The following is a 25163-nucleotide window of genomic DNA, read 5'->3' on the forward strand; positions in this document are numbered from 1 at the left end:
GAGTCCCCGCCGGTTGGTCTTTGTCCTACCACGCTCCTCAGTGAGCAGAAGCTTCCGTGAGCTTGAGCTGCTCCAGCGCCCGGCGCGCCAACTGTCGCCAGCGCACCGCCGTCATCCCCGGTGTGGGCACTTCATACAGCAGCCTCCCCGCGTGCGGAGGCCGGGTGAAGTCGTAGCGGGGCGCGAGCCGGTAGTGCTCCGGCGCGCTCGACGCGGAGCCCGAATCCCACCCGGGCGAGGCATGGCAGGCGAGCATCCGCTGCTTGAGGGCGCGATCCCCCGCGGACAGGGCCACGGTGGCCACGGGCCGGTCGTCCCGCGTGGACTGGAAGCCGATGGGGTGGGGCCCCAGGTGTCCGCAGGTGGGGACGGCCATCTCCAGGAGCGAGGGCGGCGTGCGCCCGCCCCGCACGAGCAGGGCCACGGCCGCATGTGAGATGAAGGCGGCGGCGTCATGGTCGGGGTGTCCTCCCTCGTAGGGGTGGACGACGAGGAGGGTCGGGCGCAGGGCCTTGAGCAGGGCCACCAGGCATTCGGTGAGGGTGACGAGCTCCTGGCTCGCCGTGCGATCCATCGTTCCCAGGAACAACAGCCGTTCCGGGCCCAGTCCGGCGAGCGACAGGGCCTCGAAGGAGGCTTGCTCGGGGAGAGGGGCGTGGGACTCGGGTGTGCTGGGGGTGATGTGGACGACGTGCGCGTGGGGGCTGCGGCGCAACAGCCAGGACGCCCCTCGCACCGTGTCGTCCGGATGAGCCGTCACGAAGAGCGTGGAGCCCCGCAGGGCCTGGGCCGGCAGCAGCGCTCCGAGCACTCCGGCCACGCCGTCCTCGCCCTCCCGCGGCTCCTGTTGCTGGGATTCATCGGGAGGCCACATGGCGGGGCCTCCTTCCGCTTGGTCGTCGCACCCTCACCGCCGCCCTCCCTCGAGCCTGTCTGGCTCCCCCCTTGAAGGTCTGGAAAGTTGCAGTCGTGCTCCCGGAAAAAACCAGGGCCTTCAGTACGAGACCGGAAAAGCGGAGGGGCCGGAGAAGACGGTACGTGCGCCAGTACACGGAGGCGGGCGCGGGCCCGTGTGCTGGAGCACATCCCGGGGCCGGGCCCCGGAGGAAACGGAACTACGGCCGGCCATTGTCGGCCGGTTGGTCGAAGGCGTGGCTCGCCGCGTGGGGCGCCTCGTCCCGGCGGAAGAGGGCGCACTTCCGGCAGGTGAAGCCCTCCCAGTCCTCGCGCACGGCGGCGTCGATGCACCGGGCGTAGAGGCGGCAGTGCACGTTGCGGTAGTCCTCGATGCGGTACTGCTCCGCCCAGATAGGCAAGCGGAGCTCGGTGGGATTGGGCTTGGGTGGCAAGCAGGCCATATGGCGAAAACTCCTGATGTTGGGATGAGTCCCCCCTCTGCAAAAGGTCCTACCCTCCGGTACATCTCCTCATTCCCGACGCGGGGCCCGGGGCGGGGCCGCTCTCGACACGGGAATCAAGGCCCGAGGGGCCGCCCGAGGAGCAGGCGGGCCGAGACTCCGTGCTTCATCCCGCGTGGGCTTTCCCCGAAGATGCGCCCGTGCGTTCCCTGTCTACCCGCTCGCCGTGTCCCCCCACCCGTCGGCTGGGGCTGCTCGCCCTGTCGCTGTTCGCCCTGCTCGCCGCGGTGGGATGTTCGACTTTCGCCCGCGCCGTGAAGGAGGGCGACACGCTCACCACCCAGCGCCAGTGGAGCCAGGCGGAGGCCGCCTACCAGCGGGCGCTCGCCGCGGAGCCCGGCAACTCGGAGGCGAAGGTGAAGCTGCGCGACATGCGCCGGCTGTGGAGCGCCGAGGTGTTCCAGGCCGCCAAGGCCAGACACGCCGAGGGAGACCTGGCCGCGGCCACGCCGCTGCTGGTGCGCGCGCTCGAGCTGGACGAGGGCAACGCCGAGGTGGGCGCGCTGCTCGCCCAGACGCTGGATACGCGGGTGGAGGGCGCCCAGAAGGCGCTCCAGGCCGAGAAGCTGCAGGAGGCCCGGGCGGAGTTCGACGCGGTGCTGGCGGTGGACGCCGAGCACGCGGCGGCGCGCAAGGGCGTGACGGCGGTGCGCACGGCATGGGCGCGCCGGTGGTTCTCCACGGCGAAGCGGCTGGAGGACGAGGGCAAGCTGGGCAACGCGCTCCTGGCGTACGTGCGCGCGGACCAGGAGCTCGCGGGGGCCACGCAGGCGCGCGAGCGCGCCGAGGCGGTGCGCCGTCTGCTCCAGGACGAGGTGGCCTTCATGGTGGTGACCGCGCCGGCGGATGACAAGGCCAGCGCGCCGGACGTGGCGCAGCGGCTGTCGCCCGGACGGCTCGCGGCGATGCTGCCGCAGGAGGTGCCCATCCGCGTCATCACCACCGAGGCGCCCAAGAATCACGAGGGCGTGCGCCTGGGCATGGCGCTGGAGCGGGTGTTGCCGGTGAAGTCGGTGGAGCAGGGCCAGCGCTCGACGCGCTACCTGCTCACGAACAAGGCCGTGCCCAATCCGCGCCGCTTCGAGCTGGAGACGGCCCTGCTCACCGAGGAGCGCAAGCTGGAGGAGGTGGAGCGCAAGATGGGAGGCGTGCTGCGCGAGTACCTGCGCCGGCAGGACGAGCTGGTGCAGGCGCGCGAGGTGGCCGGGCGCTGCCGCGACCGCGAGCGCAAGGCGTGCAGCAAGGCCCTGGCCGAGTGCACCGAGGCCATCACCCGCGTGAAGCCCGGGCATGTGCCCCGCGAGTGCGACCCCTCGCTGTGCAATCCGCAGTGTGAGCAGGAGGAGCGCGCCTACGCCCAACGCGCCGCGACGGCCGGGGAGCTGGAGCAGCGGCTGGAGGGCGCGCAGGAGAGCGCCGAGGCCCAGCGGCGCGAGGTGCAGCGCGGCCGGGACGCCTGGTACCGCGAGCCGCTCACGGTGGAGGAGCCCGTCTACGCGGACTACCCCTATGACGTGGAGCTGCACAAGCTGACCCTCACGGCGACCGTCACCGAGCGCCTGGTGGACCTGGCCAAGGACTCCGCGGGCGCCTCGCCCCACACCGAGGACTACGCGGCGCTGCACGAGGACTCGTCGAACAAGGCCTATGACAAGGTGGGCGTGCTGGCGGACCCCGTGCAACTGCGCAGCGAGGCGGAGCTGCGCGTGGAGGCGGGGGACAAGGCCATCGCCGCCATCGCCGCGCGGGTGAAGGAGCGCTTCGACGCCTACCGCCAGCGCCGCGTGGAGGACGCGCGCCGGGGCCTGGTGCGTCCCAGCTCCGAGGACGTGGTGGAGACGGCGGTGCGGGCGCTGCTGCTCACCGCGGACGAGCCCCCCCAGGACATCCTCCAGACGATCGCCAAGGCCCGGGGGCTCGAGCACCCCGAGGCCCTGCTCGGGCGCTAGCGGCGCGCGGCGTCAGGCCACGGAGGCCGACACGGGCGTGCCCAGCGAGGCCTCGGCGGACTCCAGGCAGTCCTCGATGAAGCGCAGCTGGAGCTCGAGCGCCTCGGCGCTCAGCTCCGCGAACGTCCGGGCGTTCTCCGGCATCGCGCGCACCAGTTCCTCCATCAGCCGCGTCTGGTTCACCGCGCGCGGCGCATCCGGCTGGGACTGGGCCTTGAGCGCGCACAGCCCCTCGAGCGCCTCGCGGCCGAGCACCCGCGTCACGTTGGCCAGCAGGTGGGGCCCCATCATCTGCGTGAGCAGGGTGCTCTCGAACTCGATGGCGATCTGCGCCGAGGGGAACTCCCCGGTGAGCGTCTCCTCGACGAGCCGGCGGTAGGAGCGCATCGCGTCGGTGGGGTATTGCGAGAGCAACCGCTCGGTGTGGAGCACCGGCTGGAAGCGCTGGTTCCACCGGCGCACGAGCACCTGCACGTCCTCGGTCATCGTCTGGGCGAGGCCCGAGGCCTGTTTGGCATGCGCGAGCAGGCTCTTGCCCAGTGTGTCCAGGCTCAGCAGGAGGCTGCGGTGGCCGGCGCGGCGGTTCCATCCCTCCAGGGGCTCGGCGATGTAGACGCCGAGGGCGTGGTACTGCAGGAGGAAGCGCTCGAGCAGCTCCGGGGAGATGGCGGGATCCACCACCCTGCGCATCACCGGCTCCGTGGCGACGCGGGCGCGCGCGGCCAGGACGTAGGGCTCGTACAGCTCTTTGACCAGACTCATGTCGGCTCCTTCGCTGTGTGCAATCGGGGTGTGGGTTCAGGCCATGGGAGCCGGAGAGGGGAGTCGGCCCACCGTCGCCTCGCTCACGTGTTCCAGGAACTCGGGCAGCAGGTGGGCGGAGATCAGCCACAGACAGGGGCTGGTGCCGGGCCCCTCGCGCAACCGGGCGGCCGCGAGCGGGCCGTCGTCGTCCTCCTCGGACACGAGGACGAAGGAGGGCAGGTTGCGCGCGGCGTACCAGACGCGCGCCGCGTCCAGCAGCGCGACGTAGGTCTCCTGTCCTCCGGGCGCGAGCGGGAACAGCCGCGCCGTGTCCAGCATGCGCAGCAGGTTCATTCCCTCCGGTCCCCGCTCGAGCACGATGGCGGCCACCGCCATGCCCTCGCGGCGCGCCACCAGCACCTGCCGCTCGCGCTCCAACCCCGCCGCGTGCCAGGCCTCCGTGGCCTCCGTCAGCGCCAGATGCTCGCGCGAGAGGTCCATCGCCTCCACGTAGCAGGCGGGCCGGGTGCGGGCGATCTCGCTCGCCAGGAACGCCGTCTCCTCGGCGGTGGCCGGGCCGATGTCGAAGCCGTCCGCGGGCAGTCCACTCGGCTCGTCGCACCGCGCGCGCCACAGGTGCACGGGCAGCACCAGGGCCTCGCCCGTGTCGGCGTGCTGGCGCGCGTAGGACAGGTAGACGCGCTCGAAGAAGGGCACGCTCGCGTCGACGTAGCCGAGCAGCCAGCGGAAGTCGGGAGCGCTCTGCGCGTGCTCCAGCGCGCGCAGGTGCAGCTCGCGGAGGATCCGCCCCGGGGCCACCTCCGGGACGGGGGCACCCGGGCGCTTGGCGAGCTGGTGCACGAGCCAGCCATGATGCCAGGCGCGCACCGAGGACAGCGTGCCCTCCACGCCCCGCTCCGATGGCCACACCGCCTGGCAGAAGAGCTGGGGCTCGCGCGCCGCGCGCAGGCTCGTGTCGACGAAGCTGGCGCGCTGCTGCTCGAAGTCCTCGGGCGTGTCGCCCGCGAGCTGGTGGTAGTCCGTGTCGGCGAGCAGTTGCCACAGCGGCTCGAGCCACTCCTCGCCCTCGCGCGTGTCGGGGCAGAGCGCCTGGGAGACGAGCTGCATCCAGCGCGCCTCGTCCTCGGGCGTCTGGGGCGTCACCTGGAGGCCCAGCACCCGCTGGCCGTCCGGACGCGGCTTGCCCACGTAGCGCACTTCTCCGCGCAACAGGAAGGGCTCGCCGTTCTCGGAGAGGACCTCGAGCGGCTGCAGGAGCAGGCCCGGGAAGGCGAGATCGTCCGCGGAGCCCAACAGGGACAGGCCGGTGGAGGACACGTCCTGGATTTCACGCTCGCGCGCGCCCAGCTCGTTCCACAGGGGGTGGTGGAAGCGGGCCAGCAGGCCGGCGGGAGCGGGCACGCGCCGGCGCGCGCGGTGGCGCACCCGCCACAGCCGCCGGGGAATGGGCGTCACCAACCGGTCGCCGCGCACCTCGAGCTCCGGCACGCGCATGCGGAAGGCGGAGTTGTAGCCCACCACCTCGATGTCATGGGGCGCCTGCCCCCACCGGGCCGACGGCTCCTCCAGGCGCCAGTGCAGCCGCGAGGTCTCGACGTCGAAGTACTCGAGCGACACGCGCAGCGTCCGGCCCGGCTGGCGCAAGAGCCCCTGGTGCTGCATGACACACACGGACTTGAGGATGGAGCGGATGCGCTCGGTATCGACGAGCGCCTCCTCGATGGGCCGCGGCGACACGGCGGGCAGGGCGCGTCCCTCGCGCGCCGCCGAGTCCAGCGCGGAGAGGATCTGCCGGCCCTGCTCCAGCGTCACGTCGACGAACTGGATGCCGAAGGGCGCGTCGGCGCGGCGCGGATCACTCCAGAAGATCTCCCCGCGCAACGGCCCGATGGTGCGGCCATTGTCGTCCAGGAGCAGTTGCACGGGGCGCTCGCGGGGGGGCAGCTCCGTGCCCGGCTCCGCCAGGGCCCACACCGCCGTGGGGCTCAGCCGCGTCACCCGGCTGCTGCTGATGCCGGGCTGCGAGAGGATGAGGTTGATGCCTTGATCGGGCTCGTGCGCGTGCAGCGAATAGCCCGAGTAGGTGCCGGCGGTGAGGGCCAGTCCCGTCGAAGTCTCCAGATGTTCACGCATGGCGCTTTCTCCCGCATGGGGATGGCGCGGGTTGCTCGCGCCTGGCCGCCAGCGGGAGGGGGGTCCCGGGCGGCTCTCAATCCCTTGCACGAAAAGAGAGCGCTCCCCGCCCCCGTTCGTCAAGCCGGGTCTCGCCATTCATTGCTCACCGCGCGCGGGTATCGCGATGCCAATGGAAAAGTCCGCCCCGCCCGGCCAGGACTCCAGAAGCCCGCTGTCTCTCCGAGAGAACGGACCCTGCCTGGAGACGGGTAAACGAAGACTTGAGGGGCGCGCGGCGAAGGTTGTCAGGAGTTTGCCGGACTGACGGATCTGCAGCGTCGCCGCAGTTATGGGCCGGAGATGTGCACGAGCGTCCCCCTGCTGAGAGGGATTGCTGGGAATGGAGGGTTTACGTGGACCCGGGGAGAGGCGGCGCCCGAGGGGACCGGCGGAAGGTGGACACCGCCGGACGGCGGATGTGGACCAGACGACGGAAGGACTGTCGGCGGCGCGACCGGGAAGAACGTCATGGCGGTCCGCGGCGGGACGGGCGAGGCTCGGGGCCCAGGAGAACCCCATGAGCCAAACCACGGCGGACGATCGCTTCAACATCGAAGTGCTCAAGTTGATGATCCAACTGGCCTGGAGTGATGGGCGGCTCGACGCGCGGGAGTCGGGCCTCATCCAGGGCGTGGCGCGCAGCTGGAACGTTCCGGAGTCGGAGTTCGCCGCCCTCAAGAAGCTCCTGGCGCACGGGGGCACGCCCCCCGCGCCCGATCTGGCGCTGCTGCGCGACCGTCCGGACGAGGTCTTCGAGGCGGTGCGCGCCCTCATCGCGAGCGACGGCGAGCTTCGGGCCGAGGAGAAGGAGCTGATCGAGGAGCTGCGCGTCATCCTCGGCCAGGAGTCCTGAGCCCGGGGGACCGAGGGCCTCGGGCGCTCGCGGAGCCACGCCGGGCAGCCGGGTGGGCGCGCACCGGTATAGAAAGCCCCCAGGTTCTCCGTCCCCATGCCCATCTCCGCTCCCCGTTTCCGTCTCCTCGCCGCCTTCCTGCTGTGCCTGTCCTCGGGCTGCCAGGAGAGAGCGCGCGCCACGAAGGCGCCAAGGCCCCGGCGTGCGCCGCCGCTGCAACTCACGCGCTCGCGGATGTTGACCCTCCCGGCGCCCGAGGTGGCCGGGGGCGCGGCCTATGTCTCCGCCGCGAGCGGCCTCGTGCGGGTGGGTGACTGGCTGCATGTCGTCGCGGACGACTCCCTGTCACTCGCCTCCTTTCCACTCCAGGGCGAGGGGCCTGGACTCTGGGTGAGACTCTTTCCGGGCGAGCTGCCCCGGGACGCGGCGGACCGCAAGGCCGTGAAGCCGGACCTGGAGGCGCTCTGTCTCGTGGAGGGCCTCGCCTCGGCGCCCCAGGGAGCCCTGCTGGCGGTTCCCTCCGGGAGCGCCCCGGCGCGGAGGCGTGGGGCGCTGATCCCCCTCCAGGCGGATGGGCGGCTGGGCGGCGCCGTGCGCGAGGTGGACTTCTCGGGCCTGTACGCCCGGCTCGCCCGGGAGCTGGGCCCCCTCAACGTGGAGGGGGCCGCCTGGACGGGCAAACACCTGTGGTTGCTCAACCGGGGCAACAGCGACGAGGGCTCGGACGCCGTGGTGATGATCGCGGGCGAGGGCCTCGCGCGCGCCCTCGAGGCCGGTGTGCCTCCCGGCCCGGAGCTGGTGCGCGACGTGAAGCGCTGGAAGCTGGGCCGGACCCGCTCGGTGCGGCTGTCCTTCTCGGACGCGGCGCCGCTGCCGGACGGTCGCGTCGTCTTCACCGCCGCCGCCGAGGACACCCATGGTCCCTATGCCGATGGCGCCGTGGTGGGCTCGGCCGTGGGCATGCTGGCCCCGGACGGCACGCCCCTGTGGCTCGAGCACGTGGAGGGCAAGGTGAAGCTGGAGGGCGTGACGGCGCGGGTGGAGCAGGGCCGTCTGCACCTGTGGCTCGTCTCGGACGCGGATGACTCCTCCGTCGTCGCGCCCCTGTTCGAGCTCACCCTGGATGATCCTCCGCCCCCCTCGTCTCCGGGCCGCTAGCAAGGCGGCCAGGCGAGGCGGTGTCTCCCTTTCTCAAGAATTGGCAAACGCCTTGCAGATAAGAAGGCGCAACTTCCCGGGGCGCGGCGCGATAATCCCTTGTGCCCACTACCAGGAAGCAGTCCTTTTCTGGTTATTCTATCGAAATCGCTTCTGCTCTCAGGTGATCCCATGCGCGTTCGCTCTCCGCCTCCCGCTCCCGCCCCCGCTTCCGCGTCGAAGCCGACGACAAGCCCCACCACCCCGGCCGCGGCGAACCCGACGGCAGGCACCACCACCCCGGCCGGCACCAAGCCCGCCGATGGTTTCACGGCCGGCAACAAGACGAGTCGGATGGATAAGGCCAACAACGCCATGGGTCTGGCCAACAACACGGTCGGTCTGGCCCAGGGTGGCGTGGGTCTGGCCCAGAGCTTGTCGCCCAGTGGCGGCGCGGGCGGGGCCGGCGGCGCGGGCGGGGCTGGTGGCGCGGGCGGGGCGGCGCAGCCCGGGACCGTTCCGGGCGGCTTCCAGCAGGCCCTCGCGATGGCCCAGCAGCCCATGGCCGCGTTCCAGCAGCTCCTGGGGGGCCTGACGGGAGGCCAGGGTGGAGCGGCTGGCGCGCATCAGGCCGCCACGGGCGCGCTGGCGAGCCTGAACCAGATGGCCACCAGCATGCTGGGCGGCATCAATCAGGCGGCCGCCTCGGGTGGGATCAGCGGGGGCGGCGCGACCCAGATGGCCTCGGCCCTGATGGGGGGCGTGGGCCAGATTGCCTCGACCCTGATGGGCGGCGCGCAGAAGCTCATGGGCGGGCTGGGTGGCGCGCACCAGGCGCCGGGGTTCGGACAAGGCAGCCCGGTGGGTCACGCGTCGACCCAGGCCGCGGGCCAGTCCAGCCCGTCGGCCATGGCCGGCTCGGCGTCCTCCGCCATGTCGGCGGGTCAGGGCGTCCTCTCCGGCGCGGCCGGTATGGCGGACATGCTCAAGGGCGGCACCGGTGCCCTGGCGAAGGCGGCCGGGCGTTTCGCTCCGGGCCTCAACATCGCCGTGGCGGGCATGGACGTCGCCAATGCCGCGAAGACCTTCAGTGATCCCAAGGCGACCATGGGCCAGAAGGTCACCGCGGGCATCACCGCCGGGGGCTCCGTGCTCGCCGCCACCAACATCCCCGTCCTGTCGCAGGCGGGCGCGGCCGTCTCCACGGTCGCCAGCCTGGCGGGTCCCGCCATCGAGGGCCTCGCGGGCCCGCTCAAGAACGCGACCCAGGGCTTCAAGCAGCTCCTCGGCGGTTGAGCTAGTCTGCGGCCTCGAAAGGATCCTTCATGGACTCCACCCAGAAACCTTCTCCTCCCGCCAAGAAGCCTTTCGAGGTTCCGCTCTCCCTCCCGCTGGCCCGCAAGGCCGCACAGGGCAGTCCGGTGCAACTGCCTCCAGTGACCGCGCCGTCACTGGAGGGTCTGTCCATCACCGTGCCCGCCCCCGAGCGCATCACCGCCCAGCAGATCCAGGAGCGCTTCCAGGATCTGGCGCGCGCACACGCCACCGAGCGCATGCGTCTGCGCACCGAGCGCATCGCCTGGGGCGACGAGGTGCTGCTCAACCTCGTGGGCTACTCCAACGGCAAGCTCATCCCCTTCAGCGTGCGCGCCGATGTCTGGGTTCCCCTGGCGCCCGCGCCCCTGCTGCCCGGTTTGTACGAGCAGCTGGTGGGCCACCTGCCGGGAGAGACCGTGCTGGCGGACATCCTGCTGAGCCAGGACTACCCCGTCGAGGCGCTGCGCGGTCAGCCCGCGCGCTTCGCCGTGCAGATCCAGGCCGCGCGCGAGGTGAAGTTTCCGGATCCGGCGAGCCCGGAGTTCCTCAAGGCCTTTGGCCGGGGGGACACGGTGGAGGCGGCCACGAACAGCGTGTTGAAGGAGCTGGAGCGGGAGACGGTGGCGTTGCTGCGGCTCCAGGCCCAGGAGATGGTGCTCAACGAGGTGGCTGCCCGCACGCAGGTGGACATCCCCGAGGCGCTCGTGGACGAGGAGATCCGCCGCCGCTGGGGCTCGAGCGAGGGCCGGGCCGTGACCGAGCTCAAGTTCACCGAGAAGCAGCAGGAGGAGTCGCTGCAGACGTGGCTGAAGGACGAGCCCACCCGGGCCGCGGTCCGTCACCGACTGCGCATCGGCCTGGCGCTGAGCGCCATCTGCGCGCGCGACGGCCTCACCCTCACCCAGGCCAAGGTGCAGGAGGTCCTCAAGGCCGAGGCCGCCGCCCTCGGGATTCCGCTGGAGCAGGCCGCCGCCTCCCTGCGCGAGGAGCCGCACCAGTTCGCCCGCATCGAGCAGGCGGCCTGGCACCTGATGGCGGTCGAGTACGTCATGAGCAAGGCCCAGGTCCGCTTCGCGGGCGCCTGAGGCTCGGGATGCCGGGTGGGGCGCTTCCTACAGCGCCACGCCCACCTCGAGCAGCGTGAGGCTGTAGACGGGGCCTCGGCCGACGCCATCGCCGCCCAGGCCCACCCCCAGCTCCACCAGGGACACCTGGGCGCTCCCGAGCGAGAAGCGCGCGGGCGCCAGCGTCAGGCCCACGCCCAGCGCGGGGCCTCGCGCGTACACGGACTCGCCGGGCATGACGAAGCCGAGCTGATCGCCGAAGAGCCCGGTGAGGGACACCAGGGCCGCGGGCCGCCACCCGCCGCTCGGGCGTTGGAGCCCCGCGCCCAGACGCACCTCGAGCACCGAGCCCAGGCCGGTGAGTCCGTTCACGTCCGCCTGGAGCAACCACAGCCCCCGCAGCGTGTCGCGCACGCCCACGCCGCCGCCCAGGCCTCCCTGGGTGCGCGCGGAGGAGAGGTACGCCGTGAGGCCCGAGCGGGCGTAGAAGGAGAGCTGGTGCGCGGGGAGGGGGCCGCCCGGGGCTTCGGCGAGCGCGGCGAGGACGAGGAGGGTGGTGGGCGTCATGGCAGGGGGCCCTCGGCCCAGTAGGCGAGCCCGGCGGCGGACAGCCGGGTGACGCCGGTGAGGAAGTCCGCGTCGAGGGTGGCGGGCACGTCGGTGTCCTGGTGGTAGTTCGGGTTGCGGAAGTTGGCGGTGTCGGTGAGGAACAGGGCGTTCTGTCCGGCGAGCCAGAAGGGGGCGTGATCGCTGCGCATGAGGTTGCCCGAGGCCGCACCGGAGCCATTGCCGGGGGTGGAGATGCCAATCACTGGCACGAGCCCGAGCCGGCCACTCAGCGCGTGCATCTCCTCCATCCGCGAGCGCGAGGCCTCGTTGGCGATGACGGCGATGAAGTCTCCCTTGGGGGGCAGGGGAAAGCCCGGCAGCCCGTGCTGCGAGCCCGGCTCCGTGCTCCGGTAGCCAATGCAGTCGAAGACGATCGACGCGACGATGCGCTCGCCCGGGGACGACTGGACATAGCGCGTGCTGCCCACCAGGCCGAGCTCCTCCAGATCGAAGCCGATGAAGCGCACGGTGCGCTTGAAGCGCTGACCCGAGGCCAGCCGCGCGATCTCCAACAGGGCGGCCACACCCGAGCTGTTGTCATCCGCTCCCTGGTAGTACGCGTCGTAGTGGGCACCCACCAGGATGATCTCCTCGGGGTGCTCGGTGCCCGGCAGCTCGGCGATGAGGTTGGTGGTGGGAAAGCGGGGGTCGTCCGTGGTCTGCGTGGTGACGCGCAGGCCGAGCGACTCCAGGCGCTCGCGCATCCACTGGAAGCTGCGCTCCCGGGTGAGGTGGCACACGGGCATGTATTTGGAGTCCGTCCCGGGCTCGAAGAGGTCGCACGACAGCGGCGTGTCCTCCAGGTGCGCGGCGGCGAGGGCGTTCACGTCGGCCATGAGGCGCGCCTGCTCCACCCCCTCGCCGAAGCCGCGCACGCGCGCGAGCGCGGCTTCGTCCAGCGCGGGACGCGAGACACAGGAGCCCAGGGCGAGGGCCAGGAGGGCGGTGGACCAGGACTTCATAGAACCACTCCGAGGTGCAGCAGGCCGAGTTGCAGGCGCAGGGCCGAGCCCGGCTGGTGGATGGGCGTGCCCCACTGCACCTCCAGCGCGCTCACGGTGAAGGAGCGGAAGACGAAGCGCAGGGGCTGGGCGTGCACGGCGACGTAGAAGGGCCTGCTCCGGCGGGCCTCTTCGTCCTTGAGTTCATTGGGCAGGCCCCCTCGGGATGGGAGGTTGATGGGCAGCCCGCTGAGCCCCACTTCGGGACCCACCGCGGGCCGCCAGGTGCCCGACGGGGGGGTGAGCAGCACGCGGGCGTAGACCTCGGCGGGCAGCGAGCCGCCTCCCCCGGGAACCCAGCGCACACCGCCTCCCAGGCGCCATGCCTCGCGTCCATAGGTATAGGCGGCCTCCAGACCGAGCCGGGGGCTGAGCTTGTTGTTGGCTCCATTGGTGAGAATCACGGCCGTGGCACCGAGGGACAGCCCGTGCTCGGACGCCAGGGCGGCGTGGGGCAGGAGCGCGGCGAGCAGCAACCAGGAACGCATGGGAGCCACCCTAGCTCACCCGCCGCGATGTTGGTCCCGCCGTGAGAAGCGCAGGATGGCGCGGAAGATGGCCTCCACCCCATCCGGCTCCAGGCCCCGCTCGGAGGCCCACGCGCGGCGCGAGGCGATCATCGCGTCCTCGCGGGCCGGGTCGGGCACGGGCTGCCCCGCCTCGGCCTTGGTGCGCAGCGCCCGCCGGGACAGCTCCGCCCGCCGCGCGAGCAGCTCCACCAGCTCCTGATCGATTTGATCGATCAGCTCCCGCGTCTCGCGCAGCTCCGGCAGGCCCGAGTCGAGCGTGGGCAGGGTGAGCGGCGGCGCGTCCGAGGGGGGCGCCTCGGCGGGCAGCGCGTCCAGCTCCCGGTGGACGTTGCCGAGCGCCTCGAGCAGGTGTCCCCGGGCCTCGCGCGCGAAGGGGTTGTCGTGCTGGATGGCGCTGAAGAGGTGTCCGGCGTCCGAGCGCACGAGCTGGATGGTGCGCGAGAGCGCCTGGAAGCTGGCGGGCGCGAAGGGCACGTCCAGCCCCGAGCCCGCGTCCACCATGCCCTTGGCCACGAAGAAGGTGAGCGCGTGGGTGTGCGCCATCACCCGATCATGCCCCTCGGGGCTCTGCTCGATGATCTCGCAGCCCAGGCGCGCGAAGAAGCGCACGGCCTCGGGCGCGGCGGCGGGGTGGAGCGGGTTGGGGCACACCACCACGCGCAGGGGCCGCTCGGCCATGGCGAGGCTGAGGGGGCCGAAGAGTGGATGCGTCCCCACCCAGGGCACCCGGGCGCCGAGCACCTCGGCCATGGCGTGCACGGGCTTCACCTTGACGCTGCCCACGTCCAGCACGAGCTGCTCGGGCCGCAGGTGGGGGCTCATCCGCTGGAGCAGCGCGCGCATGTGCGCCACGGGCACCGCCACCACCAGGTGGGTGGCGTCCGCGATCAACGCGGGAAGCGACGGGGAGCGGTGGGGTTCGGGGATGTCCACCGCGGGGTCCAGGGCGCGGTAGGGCACCCCCGCCTCCTCCAGCAGTCCTCCGAGCGCGCGGCCGAAACGTCCGTATCCCACGATGCCGACCATCATGCCGACAATGTACATGAGGCCCGGGCGCCCGGGTTCAGCGGGAGCGGCCGGGCCTCGGGTGCGGCAACACGGGCGTGGGCTAGAACACGTCCTTCAGGTGCACTTCCAGGTGCGTGTCGCTGGTGCCCAGCGTGCTCAGGTCGTCCTTGGGATCCACGTAGCCCTCGTCCGCGCCGACCTTGCCACGGTAGTAGTTGATGATGTTCGGGTCGCGAACCTCGGAGGTGGTGGTCTTCTTGATGCCGTAGACCTGGCCGTTGGCGTCCCGGGCCAGGATGCTGTCGGGGGCGCCCTCGACGAGGTTCTCCATCGTGCCGGACGTCTTGCCCTCGGCGGTCTCCGGCGCGATCGTCATGCTGGCGTTGTTCCCCTCGATGTAGCTCACATCGTAGAAGGTCTGGTTGCCGGCGCCGTTGAAGGCGACCTCGCCCAGCGTGACCGCGGTGCCATCACCCTTGTCGCTGCGGAAGTTGCCGCTCCAGCCCTGGGGGAACTCCTGCCGCACGGTCTGGCCGGGCTGCAGCGTCAGGGGCGGAATCTGCTGCTGACCCGGGTTGGTCGTGAAGGTGACGGTCATCGGCTTGTCGCCGTCGTTGGTGAAGTCCATCGTGTTGCCCGCGCCGCCCGTCGGGTTGTTGCCCTTGGGCGCCTGGGGTCCCTGGGTCTTCTGGGTCCCGGGCTCGGTGGTGGGCGGAGGGGTGGTGGTCGCCGGAGGCGTGGTGGGCGGCGGACTGAACTGCTGCGGATTGAACTGCTCCGGATTGGAGCCACTCTTGGGAGCACCTCCCAGCTCGGGCACGCCGCCCTCCTCACCCGCGCCCTGCTCGCCGCCGAGCAGCTCCGTGATCTGGTTCATCGTCTGCATGAGCGCCTGGATCTGCTGGGACAGATCCTGCGTGCCTCCCGCGCCCGAGGGATCGAAGCCGTCGTTCGAGAACAGGCTCTGGTACGGGTTCTCCTCCACCGGCGAAGGCGTCTGGGAGTTCGAGACGGGCGGCGAGGGGGGGGCCACCTCGCTCAACTTGCTCAGGGTCTGGAAGATGAGCGACTGGAGCGAGCGATTGATGGGGCTGACGGCCATGACGGGAGCTCCTCGGGCGGAGGGGAGAGCGTATCGCCGTCCAGCGGCGTTCGCGGATGGCTGCCATAGCAGGAGGTGGGCCAAGCTTCAGCGGCTTCCCGGGAGTTGAGCGGAAGACTCGTATCCTCTTGGAATCATTGGAACCGCCGGAAGCCACCCCTGGGGCACGGGGGGAGATGGGGCCCTCTCGGACTGGTGTCCGCCGTCATCGGCTGGTGACAGCAGTCACCACCCGAGGCCCCGCGGCGAGGCTCAGCCGAGCACCTTCATGGTGCCCCGCGTCACGCCGAACTGCTCGTGCACCGCCGCGCGCCGCACCGCCTCGGCGGGGGCGCACCGGCCCGCGAGCAGCTCCTGATAGGCGGCGAGCACGCGCGCGGCCTCGGCCTGGGACTCGCGGACGAACTCGACGCGGAAGCGGCGCACGCCCCGCTCCAGCAGCCTGGGCACCAGCGAGGCCGCGCTCTGGGCCTGGGCGTTGAACACCGTGTTGCGGCAGCCCACGTCCACGATGACCGGGTGCTCCAGCCCGATGCGATCTCTCAGGGAGACCTGGTGGCGCTCGCAGGGGCGGCCACAGCTGCGGTAGTCGCGCCCGTTGGACAGGGTGTGCGAGTACACGCAGTGCTCGGTGTGGAAGGTGGCGATGTGGTGGTGCAGCGCCACGGTGAAGCGGTGCGCGGGGGCGTGCTCCAGCAGGGCGAAGAGCTGCGTCTCGTCCAGGTCGTGCGAGCACGTGAGCGTGTCCAGCCCCAGGCCGAGCAGGTGCGCCGCCGTCACCGAGTTGGTGACGTTGAGCGAGAAGTCCCCGTGCAGCACCGGGCGCGGCTGGCCAGAAGGGCGCTCGAGGAAGTGCATCATCGCGCCCCAGTGGCGCACGAGCACCGCGTCGGGCCGCAGCTTGTCCAGGCGCGCGTCGTAGCCCTCCTCGCCCGGCTTCTGCACGCGCACGGTGGCGATCGTCACGCGCAGCCCGGCCGCGCGCGCCCGCTCCACCGCCCGCTGCAGGCCCACCATCTCCATCCAATCCAGCTCCACCTCGCGCAGGCCGGCGGCGATGACCGCCTCCAACTGCGCGTCGTCGCGGCACAGGGGCAGCAGGCGCGGGCCCGCGTGGGCTCCCTCCTCCACGGCTTGTCCGGCGACGCGGGAGAGCAACGCGGTGCGCACGGACTCGAGCACTGGCGTCTGCGTCACGGTGCGCACGGGGCCCTTCTCCACGAGCGGGGTGAGCGCGGCCACCACGTCGCGGCGCAGCGCCTTGAGCTCGGAGACGGGCAGGTGCATGCCCGACGTCAGCCCGGTGAGGTCCAGGTGCGCGAGGGTGAAGGGCGTGCCGCCGCAGGCGCCCAGCTTGTCGCGCAGCAGCGCCTCGTCCAGGCCCTTGCCCTTGGAGGGCGTGAGCGGGGTGGGGCTCTCGGCGGAGACCTCGTGGCCCCAGGCGCTCGCGCGCACGCGCAGCGGGGTGCCCTCGGCGCCGGACACCTGGAGCGTGAGGTGGACGCGGCCCTCGGGCTCGCCCTGGGCGAGCTGCGCTTCCGTGCGGCGGGCGAGGGCGGGGTCGCTGTTGAGCCACACGCGCTGGCCGGGCGCCACGCGGTTCAGGTCCGGCCCCGGGTGCCCGAAGCCGAGCACCCAGCCATTGCCGCGCCGGTCCACGCGGAAGATGGGGCCGCCCGGCTCGTGCTTGTCCTCGGGCGTGCCCGCGTCGAAGACGACGCCCATGCCCGGACGGAGCTCCACGGCGGCGGGGGTGGGCTGCTCGCCGGGGAGGGGCGAGGACACCTTGCCCTCGGGCCCCTGGGGGCGCTCTTCGCCCAGGCCGAGCGCGCCCGTCCACGGACGCTCCTCGGGGGTGACGAGCACCTCCTTGCCCGACACGGAGCGCACGCGGCCCAGGTACAGGCCCCGGTGCTTGGGAAAGCGGCCCTCGACGAGCGTCTGGTGATCCGAGCCCCCGAGAAAGCCATTGGACAGGCCGCGGCTGTACGTGAGGGACATGTCGGCCAGGTCGCTCGCGAGCTGCTTCTCGTCGGGCCGGCCCGCCACGACGCCGTCCACCCACCGCCGGTAGCCCTGCACGGTGGTGGTCACGTACTGCGCGCCCTTGAGGCGGCCCTCGATCTTCAGGCTGTGGACCCCGATGTCCACCAGGTCGGGCACGGCGCGCACGCCCGCCAGATCCTTGGGGCTGAGCAGGTAGCGCACCTCTCCCAGCTCGCGCGTCTGTCCATCCACCACCAGGTCATACGGCATCCGGCACGACTGGGCGCACTGGCCCCGGTTGGCCGAGCGCCCGCCCCACGCCTCGCTGGTGAGGCATTGGCCGCTCCAGGACACGCACAACGCGCCGTGGATGAAGACCTCCAGCTCCATGTCCGTGTGCTCGGCCAGCCGGCGGATCTCCGCGGTGGACAGCTCGCGGGGGACGACGACCCGGGTGACGCCCAGGCCCCGGGCGAAGCGCATGCCCTCGGCGCTGGAGACGGTCATCTGCGTGGAGGCGTGCAGCTCGAGCTGGGGACAGATGGCGCGCGCGAGCAGGGCGATGGCCGGGTCCTGCACGATGAGCGCGTCCACGCCCGCCGCGGCCACGCCGCGCAGCAGCCGCTCCACCCCGGGCAGCTCGGGCTCGAAGATGAGGGTGTTGAGCGTGAGGTAGGCGCGGGCACCGGCGCGGTGGACGAGCGCCATCGTCTCCGGCAGCCGGGCGAGCGAGAAGTTGTCGGCGCGGGCCCGGGCGTTGAAGCCCTCGTCGAGTCCGAAATAGACGGCGTCCGCTCCGCTGGCGAGCGCGGCGCGCAGGGACTCGAGGTCCCCCGCGGGCGCGAGGATTTCAGGGCGTCGGGGAGGCATGGGGCCTCACATAACACGCGAGCCCCGCGCGGGGTTCCGATTGCGCTCCCCCGCCCCTCCCCCCGGCGAGGGAGGGCGCCGGGTCAGCGCGCGTGGTGCGCGTGGACGAAGGCCTCGAGCCGGTCGAAGGCGGCGGTGAGGATGTCCTCGGCGGGCAGGAACACCACGCGGAAGTGGGTGGTGCCGGGCTTCTGCCCGAAGCCGCTGCCGTGGACGAACAGCACGCCCGTCTCGCGCAAGAGGGACATGACGAAGGCCTCGTCCGACGTCACCCCGGGCAGTTGCAGCCGGGGCATGGCGTAGAAGGCGGCGGCGGGCTCCACCACGGACAGCCCGGGGATGGCGTTGATGCGGCGGACCATCAGGTCGCGGCGCCGGCGCAGCCGCGCCATCATCTCGGGGATGTGGTCCTGCGGCCCGTCGAGCGCGGGGGCGATGGCGTACTGCTGTGGCGCGGGTCCGCACAGCCGCGCGTCGGCGAGCCGTTGCACCGCGGCGCGCAGCTCCGGCATCAGGTGGGCGTTGCAGAAGACCATCCATCCCACGCGCCAACCACAGGCGAGGTAGCCCTTGGAGAGCCCATTGAAGGTCAGGATGGGCACGTCCGTGGCGAGCGACGCCGTGGCCACGTGGGGCTTGTCGTAGATGAGCTTGTCGTAGATTTCATCCGACAGGATGACGAGCCCGCGCCGCCGGGCGATCTCCAGCAGCCCCTCGAGCACCTCGCGGTCGAGCACCGCGCCGGTGGGGTTGTTGGGATTGCAGAGGAGGAGGGCGCGCGTGTCGGGCGTGCACAGCCGATCGATCTCCTCCAGGTCCAGCGACCACCCATTCTCCTCGTCGAGCGAGTAGGGCACGCCCCGGGCGTTCAGCTTGGCCATGAGGGCGTTGTAGAGGGGGTAGCCGGGGCTGGGCAGGAGGACGCGATCGCCGGGATCGAGCAGGGCGGTGAGGGCCAGCTCCAGGGCCTCGCTGGCGCCGGTGGTGACCACGACGTCATCGGGGGTGATGTTGGGGATGCCCCGGTTGGCGCACTCGCGGGAGATGGCCTCGCGCGCGGTGAGGATGCCCGCCGAGGGCGCGTAGCCGTTGTGGCCGTCGAGCATGGCCCGGTGCACCGCCTCGATGAGGTGCGGCGGCGTCTGGAAGTCGAACTTCAGCGGATCCCCGATGTTGAGGTAGAGGATGTGCTGGCCCTGGGTCTCCAGGCGGTGCGCCTCGGCCACGACGTTGCGGATGGCGTAGCGGACGTTCTCGATATGTCGGGCGGGGCGGACCACCATGTGAAGCCTCCTGCGTGCGCGGGGCTTCTACACCCGCGGGTGAGCGCCTCATAGCTGGGAAACGGCGCGGCTTTCCTCCTCTTCCCGCCGCCCGGTTTTCTCAACTCTCGAGATGTGCGCCCTGTCGTCCAGGGCTCATCCGTGCATGGTAGGCTGTTGAATGTCAAACGACCGCCGCGGTCACCGCACCGGCGAGAGAGGAGACGAGAGATGAGCAACAAGAAGACGTGGGGGGGTGAGGAGTTCTGGGGTCTGGGATTCGAGTTCGATCCTCAATGGATCCTGACCGATGAGCAGAAGCAACTCCAGGCCACGCTGATCGAGCTCTGCCGGACCACGTTGCGTGCGAATGCGGTGGAGAGCGATGCGCAGCTCGTCTATCCGCGCAAGAACCTCCAGGAGTTGGCGAAGCTCGGCCTGCTCGGCCTGCTGGTGCCGAAAGAATTGGGAGGCATGGGGCAGAACCACGTCTGTGCCGCCATGGTCGTCGAGACCCTCGCGCGCTACGGCTGTGCGAGCACCGCCATGTGTTACACCATGCACCTGGGGGCGGTCGCCGCCGGTCTCCTCCGCCATCACGACAGCCCGGTCCTGCAGGACATCTTCAAGCGCATCGACAAGGACTGTCTCATCGGTACGCTGTCCTATTCCGACCCCGAAACCGGCTCGCACTTCTGGTATCCGGTCTCGTCGGGTGCCGAGGAGACGCCCAATGGCTGGCGCGTGCGCAAGAAGGCTTCCTGGACGACCTCGGGGGGCTTCGCGGACTGGTACATCGTGCAGACCACCAGCCCCAACTTCGGCGGCAACTACGCCAACCTCTCCTGCTTCCTCATCCTGGCCGACGAGGTGAAGTCCGATCCCGCCAACTGGAACGGCCTGGGTCTGCGTGGCAATCAGTCCGGCCCCATCGAGATCGACAACGTGGAGATTCCCAGGAACCGGCTGGTGGGCCCGGTGGGGGACGGCGCGACGTCCAATGACGAGTGTGTCGATCCCTTCTTCCTGCTGTGTTCGTCCGCCTGCTGGAATGGCATCGCGATGGGAATGATCGACATCGCGAAGAACCACACGACCCGAAAGACCCACGTCGACGTGGGCATGCGCGTCGCCGACTACCCGACCATCCAGGACTACGTCGGCGAGTGCATCATGGACACCAATGCCGCGCGCGCCTTGGACTATCAGATGGGCCAGGCGATGGACGCGGCCACGAACAACTGTGACTGGTCCCTGCACAAGGATCCGGCCGCCGTGCCCCGTGCCCAGTATCTACATTGGATGTGGCAGGTGAAGTTCATCGCCGCGAAGAACGTCGCGCACGTGTCGGACAAGATGCTGCATGCCTGTGGTGGCACGGGCTACAAGCCGGCGCTCGGCATCGAGCGCTATCTGCGCGACGCCAAGGCGGGCTGGGTCATGGGCCCGACGAACGAGGTGCTGCGTCAATTCGTTGGCAAGATGGCCCTGCTCGGCACGCAGTCGCTCGACTACTGGAACCAGTCGCTCAACGAGCGCGTGCTGAACAACGAGCTGAAGAAGCTCGACGCCGACGGCAAGCGTCAGCTCGCCGAGAAGCTGCTCGCCGAGGCCAACGGAAAGAGGGTCTCGGTCGCTTGAGCACGTGAGGTGCGGGGGCTACTCGTCGAAGATGCGGATTCATGGTTGATGGGGCCTGGTTCGCCGGTATTCCGGCGGGCCGAGCCGTCATGAGGAGGTAGGACCATGTTCAGGAAGGCCGTCCTGCGGTGCCTGCTGTTGCTCCTGAGCGCCTGTGGGGGAGGGCGCACGCTCACGGGTCCCGGCTCACCCCCGGATGCGCGCGACGACGGCTGGGCCGTGGCGGCACTGGAAGAAGAGGGCGTGCGGCGCTCGTGGTTGGAGTGGCTGGAGCACGACGTGGCGGAAGGCAGACAGGAGGAGCCGGATGCGGTGCTCATCGCCCGTCATGGCCGGCTCATCTACGAGCGCTACGGGAACGACTTCGCGCGCGAGAACGTGCATGATCTTCGCTCGGCCACCAAGAGCGTCACCTCGCTGCTGGTGGGCATGGCCCACGAGCGGGGTCTCCTGCCGGATTTGGATGTGCCTGTTCTGTCGTTCCTTCCAGACCTCGTCCCCGTGCGCAACCCAGACCCACGCAAGGAACGCATGACGCTGCGCCACCTGCTCGAGATGCGCACGGGTCTGGCGTGCGACGACTGGGATGCGAGTTCGCCTGGGAATGAAGAGAAGATGTATCGCGCGGACGACTGGGCCTGCTTCATGGTGGACGTCCCCATGAAGGAGGAGCCGGGCAGCGTGGCGCGCTACTGCACGGGGGGAGTGGTCCTGCTGGGCGCGGTCCTGGAACGTGCGAGTGGCATGTCCATCCCGGAACTCTCCCGTCAGTGGCTCTTCCACCCGTTGGGAGTGGCGGACTTCGAGTGGCAGCCGGCGGGCCGGCGGGGGACGGATACGGGCGGGCACCTGCGGTTGCGTCCGCGCGACTTCCTGAAACTGGGCCAGGTGTTCCTCGACGGCGGGACGTGGCACGGCGAGCGTCTGGTTTCCGAGGCGTGGGTGTCCGAGTCAGGCCAACCACACAGCACGCTGGGCGACGCTCGCTACGCACGGTTGTGGTGGAGCACCCGCTTCACCCTCCAGGATATCCCGGTGGAGGTGACGTTCGCGCGCGGCACGGGGGGCCAGTACCTCTTCGTGGCGCCCTCGCTTGGCCTCACCGCCGCCTTCAACACCAGCCATTACGACAATTCCGGTTCGGTGCTGCCGCTCGCCTTGTTTGGACAGTACGTCCTGCCGGCGGCGCTTGGCTTCGAACGGGCGGGGCCGGCCAGTGCCCGCTCGCGGTAGGCAGTCCGGGAGGCCTTGAAAAAGGGATGGCGGCAGAAGTTCGACGCCAGCGGGGAGCGCCCGATTTCAATCCTCCGGGTCGTCCACGTAGCTCAGCGCCGTCTCGGCTTGCTCCCGGTAGAGGGGAACGACTTCCACGGCCAACACGCCTTCCAGCACGGCTCTCGCTCCAGCCACGTCACCCGCCTTCTTGCGGCGGGCGGAATCGACGAGTGCCCGAGATAGCCGTCGGCTTCCCTCGAATATCCGGTGGCGCATCTCTCGCACGAGCGATTCCGCTCCAGAAGGAGTGCGCAACGCGCTTTCCGCGTCGTCATCGCCAACAGCGACCTCCCGCGCCACTCGACGGCAGAGGTCGCGGACATTGGGGTCGAGTGGTAGCTGCTCGTTCCGCTCGAGCCTGGCATACAAATCAAGCAGCCTGTCCCAATCGTGGGTTTCATCCATTTTCCGTGTCACCTCACTTTTTGCCGACACATGTGGAAGGGCCATTGGCGTTGTCCCTCGCACCACCGGAAACAGTCGTCGCAGGGGCCAATCCAGCGCGGTTTCTTCTGATCCCTGCACTGGACGTAGGTGTCTCGGCAGTGCTCTCGCCATCCCTCGTCGGGATCTTCTGCCTCTTCCCACTCACCAATTCCTTCGTCCGTCCTTCGTTGTAGAGCGATGTCGATCGTTGCCCCAGCCAAGACCGCCTGTTCGATGTCCGACCTGGTGGCACCGCAAGCTCCCACAGGGTCATAGGGATGTTTCTTGATACAACAGGTCATCGTCTGGTCACCGGGTCAGCAGTCGCTCGGACTCATGGCCGCGGACCCCGCCGAACAGCCCGTTGCGCTTGCACTCCACAGAGCAATGACACCGAGGCGCAATGCATGACGCATGTGCTTGATGTGCTGGGTGGAAAGGTGCATATGAATCCCAAAGGGCGTGCGGTCTCTAGTTCCTACTCTCAAACGTCGCATACCGTGGAAACGGCTCGATGGACGGTCCTTGCTCCTCCGTCGGGTTTTCAGTGTCTGCTGCCTGGGTAACCTGTTGATCGGAGCGGAGAGTTTAACCCTTTTTGCATGTACTTCTTGACACTGGTCCCATCAAGTTCCCTATATGGAAATCCTACATGGGTTTTGTGGACATGACAACAATGAGCCGCGATGTGGACAGGATGGTGGGAGCTATTCGTAAGGCCCAGGACCGCCTTGGTGCCTCACCCGAACTCGTCGAGGCCCTCCGTCCTACCTTGAATGTCTCTTACTTCCTGCTCGATGGGCATGGGCAGAACTTCGAGGATTACCTCGCTGCATTCACAGACACCTCTCTTCCCTCCCTTGGCTCCTTCCCCAGCCGGGAAGAGTTCGACGCCTGGTTGAAGACTCATTTCGAGCCTCCTCCGAGCGGGTCTCTGCGGATCGCGGAAGAGCGCTATACCCTTGGCTACTCCCGCGCGAGTGGACAACCCCTGCTGTTGCGGCTTCCTCCCGTTGAAGACCTGCGGAGACCGGGTGGAGAGGAGGGGCGGGAGGGGCTCTGGCGTGCGCTCGATGAGGCTCATTCCGTACTCAGCTCTTCACCGGATGATCTGGAAGGGCTCCACTCCGCCGCGCTGGCCCTTCACTTCGTCCGCGAGGCGGGCTGCGCGCGGGACTTTGCCTGGTTCCTGGCACACCTCGACGCGCCTCTGCCTCCCCTCTGCTCCTTCGCCACACGTGAAGAGGCGGAATCATGGCTGGCAAAGCATCCACGTCCTCCCCATGGCGCCTCTGTGCAGGTAGGTGGGGAATTGCTCACCGTTGGTTACCAGCGCGAGCGCGACCAGCGATTGCTGGTGCGCTTTCCCTGGGATGGAGAGTGAAATGAAGTGAAGGACGAAGAATTCGATATCATTGGTGGTTCATCGCAACGTTTGTAGGCCCACGAACTCTGTAACTTTGCAGCAGCGCCATGGTTTGGGTTCGGTTGCATGCCTTTACCCCCGCTTCCAACCCCCTGATGGTAAGCCTGCTTTGCCTCGGAAAGACGAGGCGAAAGGATGCCGAACGCATGCGCATCGTGAACCTCACTACCTCCCTCGCTGTCGCCCTCCTGTTGCCAGCCTGTGGCGGGCCCGCCGCCGAAGAGCCGTCCCAGCTCGCCCTCCACGGCGGGGAGCTGTCCAGCACCCCGGCTTCCTCCCTCGCCGCCTCGACGGACCTGGAGCCCCAGTCCGTGGGCTCCTGGATCCTCACGGGTGAGCTGACCTCCGCTCGTTCCGGCCACACCGCCACCCTGCTCTCCTCGGGCAGGGTGCTGCTGGTGAGTGGCACCACCGCGGAGGTGTTCAACCCCTATACCAACGTGTCCGTGGCCACGGGGGAGCTCACCTGGGCGCGCACCCAGCACACCGCGACCCGGCTCGAATCGGGCAATGTGCTGGTGGCGGGCGGGTGGATCGGCAAGTTCCCTCGCTACTGGCGCAGCACCGCGGAGGTGTATGACAAGGTCACGGGCACCTGGTCGTCCGGGGACAGCATGAACACGCCGCGTGGCAACCACACGGCGACCCTGCTCGGCTCGGACAAGGTATTGGTGGTGGGGGGCGACACCACCGACGGGAGCCAGCCGGAGGCCCAGCTCCAGACGGACTCCGCGGAGCTGTACGACCCGGCGACCAACACGTGGAGCCCGGCGGCGTCCGTGTTCATGCCTCGCGCCGGCCACACCGCGACGCTGCTCTACTCGGGCAAGGTGCTGGTGACGGGGGGCAGGTTCACGGACTGGGCGCTCCAGGACGCGCAGGTGTATGACCCGGACACGGACGACTGGTCGATGCTGGCACCCATGCCGAGGACGCGCACCGGCCATGTCGCCGTCCGGCTCAACTCGGGCAAGGTGATGGTGCTCGGTGGCGGCCATGACGAGGTGGACTTCTACGATCCGTACAACTCCAGGACCCCCTGGACCACGGGTGACTCGCTCCCCTCGGGTGGCTCGGCCCTCAGCGCGACGCGGCTCTACTCGGGCGAGGTGCTGGTCACGCACTCCACCGGGCAGGCGTCGCTGTATGACCCGGCGACGGATGCATGGCTGTCCGCGGGGTCGCTGACGGCGCCGCTCGCGGCCCACACCGCGACGCTCCTGCACACGGGACAGGTGCTGGTGACGGGCGGCTCCTCCGGTGGCGAGGTCACCACCGTGCAGCGCTACACGCGCTGAGCCGACCCCGGAAGGCCGCTGAAAAGGGAACGGCGGCGGGCGCTCCTCCTC

The 25163-nt window shown here is 70.1% G+C and carries 21 protein-coding genes; 9 read left to right on the plus strand and 12 right to left on the minus strand.

Features of this window, described 5'->3' with window-relative positions:
• Positions 1 to 37: 37 nt before the first annotated feature.
• Together D187_RS25180 and D187_RS25185 are read right to left on the minus strand one after the other, a co-directional pair.
• On the minus strand, positions 38 to 874 hold the full coding sequence (locus tag D187_RS25180; RefSeq protein WP_002621794.1) for a PIG-L deacetylase family protein: 837 nt from the start codon (positions 872 to 874) through the stop codon (positions 38 to 40).
• Positions 875 to 1115: 241 nt separating this feature from the next.
• Positions 1116 to 1358 (minus strand): hypothetical protein, encoded by a 243-nt coding sequence (locus D187_RS25185; protein WP_002621795.1) that lies wholly within the window; start codon positions 1356 to 1358, stop codon positions 1116 to 1118.
• Positions 1359 to 1558: 200 nt separating this feature from the next.
• Here D187_RS25185 and traC point away from each other — a divergent pair, with 200 nt between their 5' ends.
• Positions 1559 to 3367 (plus strand): outer membrane exchange accessory lipoprotein TraC, encoded by a 1809-nt coding sequence (gene traC, locus D187_RS25190; RefSeq protein ID WP_002621797.1) that lies wholly within the window; start codon positions 1559 to 1561, stop codon positions 3365 to 3367.
• A 12-nt stretch (positions 3368 to 3379) separates the two neighbouring features.
• On the opposite strand, the gene D187_RS25195 is transcribed toward traC, so the two are convergent.
• Both D187_RS25195 and D187_RS25200 read right to left on the minus strand, forming a co-directional pair.
• Positions 3380 to 4129 (minus strand): hypothetical protein, encoded by a 750-nt coding sequence (locus tag D187_RS25195; RefSeq protein ID WP_002621799.1) that lies wholly within the window; start codon positions 4127 to 4129, stop codon positions 3380 to 3382.
• Positions 4130 to 4165: 36 nt separating this feature from the next.
• Complete coding sequence (locus D187_RS25200; RefSeq protein ID WP_002621801.1) at positions 4166 to 6265, minus strand: hypothetical protein; 2100 nt, start codon at positions 6263 to 6265, stop codon at positions 4166 to 4168.
• A gap of 559 nt (positions 6266 to 6824) precedes the next feature.
• On the opposite strand from D187_RS25200, the gene D187_RS25205 reads away from it, so the two are divergent.
• The 4 genes from D187_RS25205 to D187_RS58865 all read left to right on the plus strand — a co-directional run bounded on the left by D187_RS25205 (position 6825) and on the right by D187_RS58865 (position 10699).
• Entirely contained in the window at positions 6825 to 7160 is a 336-nt protein-coding gene (locus D187_RS25205) for a tellurite resistance TerB family protein (RefSeq protein WP_002621805.1), read from the plus strand.
• A gap of 96 nt (positions 7161 to 7256) precedes the next feature.
• The gene (locus tag D187_RS25210) at positions 7257 to 8318 is read left to right on the plus strand and encodes a DUF6929 family protein (RefSeq protein ID WP_002621807.1); all 1062 of its coding nucleotides are present in this window, start codon (positions 7257 to 7259) and stop codon (positions 8316 to 8318) included.
• Between the two features lie 171 nt (positions 8319 to 8489).
• Positions 8490 to 9593: a hypothetical protein gene (locus D187_RS57160; RefSeq protein WP_002621808.1), complete on the plus strand. Its 1104-nt coding sequence runs from the start codon at positions 8490 to 8492 to the stop codon at positions 9591 to 9593.
• Positions 9594 to 9622: 29 nt separating this feature from the next.
• A complete protein-coding gene (locus D187_RS58865; protein ID WP_002621810.1) occupies positions 9623 to 10699 on the plus strand; it encodes a trigger factor in 1077 nt (358 codons plus the stop codon).
• Positions 10700 to 10726: 27 nt separating this feature from the next.
• On the opposite strand, the gene D187_RS25225 is transcribed toward D187_RS58865, so the two are convergent.
• The 7 genes from D187_RS25225 to D187_RS25255 form a co-directional block, all read right to left on the minus strand.
• A complete protein-coding gene (locus D187_RS25225; RefSeq protein ID WP_002621812.1) occupies positions 10727 to 11245 on the minus strand; it encodes a hypothetical protein in 519 nt (172 codons plus the stop codon).
• Complete coding sequence (locus D187_RS50305; protein ID WP_002621814.1) at positions 11242 to 12249, minus strand: M28 family peptidase; 1008 nt, start codon at positions 12247 to 12249, stop codon at positions 11242 to 11244. Before D187_RS50305 ends, D187_RS25225 begins: the two co-directional genes overlap by 4 nt.
• Positions 12246 to 12776 (minus strand): hypothetical protein, encoded by a 531-nt coding sequence (locus D187_RS25235; RefSeq protein ID WP_020918262.1) that lies wholly within the window; start codon positions 12774 to 12776, stop codon positions 12246 to 12248. The genes D187_RS50305 and D187_RS25235 overlap by 4 nt, the downstream gene beginning before the upstream one ends.
• Before the next feature lie 15 nt (positions 12777 to 12791).
• Positions 12792 to 13832, minus strand: coding sequence for a prephenate dehydrogenase/arogenate dehydrogenase family protein (locus D187_RS25240; protein ID WP_245591814.1), 1041 nt, complete (start codon positions 13830 to 13832; stop codon positions 12792 to 12794).
• A 94-nt stretch (positions 13833 to 13926) separates the two neighbouring features.
• A complete protein-coding gene (locus D187_RS25245; RefSeq protein WP_002621817.1) occupies positions 13927 to 14928 on the minus strand; it encodes a glycoside hydrolase 64/thaumatin family protein in 1002 nt (333 codons plus the stop codon).
• A 252-nt stretch (positions 14929 to 15180) separates the two neighbouring features.
• Entirely contained in the window at positions 15181 to 17784 is a 2604-nt protein-coding gene (locus tag D187_RS25250) for a U32 family peptidase (protein ID WP_002621818.1), read from the minus strand.
• Between the two features lie 83 nt (positions 17785 to 17867).
• The gene (locus tag D187_RS25255; protein WP_002621819.1) at positions 17868 to 19067 is read right to left on the minus strand and encodes an aminotransferase class I/II-fold pyridoxal phosphate-dependent enzyme; all 1200 of its coding nucleotides are present in this window, start codon (positions 19065 to 19067) and stop codon (positions 17868 to 17870) included.
• Between the two features lie 210 nt (positions 19068 to 19277).
• Here D187_RS25255 and D187_RS25260 point away from each other — a divergent pair, with 210 nt between their 5' ends.
• Both D187_RS25260 and D187_RS25265 read left to right on the plus strand, forming a co-directional pair.
• Positions 19278 to 20687: an acyl-CoA dehydrogenase family protein gene (locus D187_RS25260; RefSeq protein WP_002621820.1), complete on the plus strand. Its 1410-nt coding sequence runs from the start codon at positions 19278 to 19280 to the stop codon at positions 20685 to 20687.
• A gap of 105 nt (positions 20688 to 20792) precedes the next feature.
• Positions 20793 to 21920, plus strand: coding sequence for a serine hydrolase domain-containing protein (locus D187_RS25265; RefSeq protein ID WP_002621821.1), 1128 nt, complete (start codon positions 20793 to 20795; stop codon positions 21918 to 21920).
• Positions 21921 to 21986: 66 nt separating this feature from the next.
• Here D187_RS25265 and D187_RS25270 read toward each other — a convergent pair whose 3' ends face one another.
• Positions 21987 to 22367, minus strand: coding sequence for a DUSAM domain-containing protein (locus D187_RS25270; protein WP_043431384.1), 381 nt, complete (start codon positions 22365 to 22367; stop codon positions 21987 to 21989).
• A 673-nt stretch (positions 22368 to 23040) separates the two neighbouring features.
• Between D187_RS25270 and D187_RS54080 the strand changes: the two genes are divergently transcribed.
• Both D187_RS54080 and D187_RS25280 read left to right on the plus strand, forming a co-directional pair.
• On the plus strand, positions 23041 to 23772 hold the full coding sequence (locus tag D187_RS54080) for a hypothetical protein (RefSeq protein WP_051256517.1): 732 nt from the start codon (positions 23041 to 23043) through the stop codon (positions 23770 to 23772).
• A 188-nt stretch (positions 23773 to 23960) separates the two neighbouring features.
• Positions 23961 to 25112 (plus strand): Kelch repeat-containing protein, encoded by a 1152-nt coding sequence (locus D187_RS25280; protein ID WP_002621824.1) that lies wholly within the window; start codon positions 23961 to 23963, stop codon positions 25110 to 25112.
• The last annotated feature ends 51 nt before the right edge of the window (positions 25113 to 25163 follow it).

Source organism: Cystobacter fuscus DSM 2262 (assembly GCF_000335475.2).
GTDB classification, from domain to species: Bacteria; Myxococcota; Myxococcia; order Myxococcales; family Myxococcaceae; genus Cystobacter; species Cystobacter fuscus.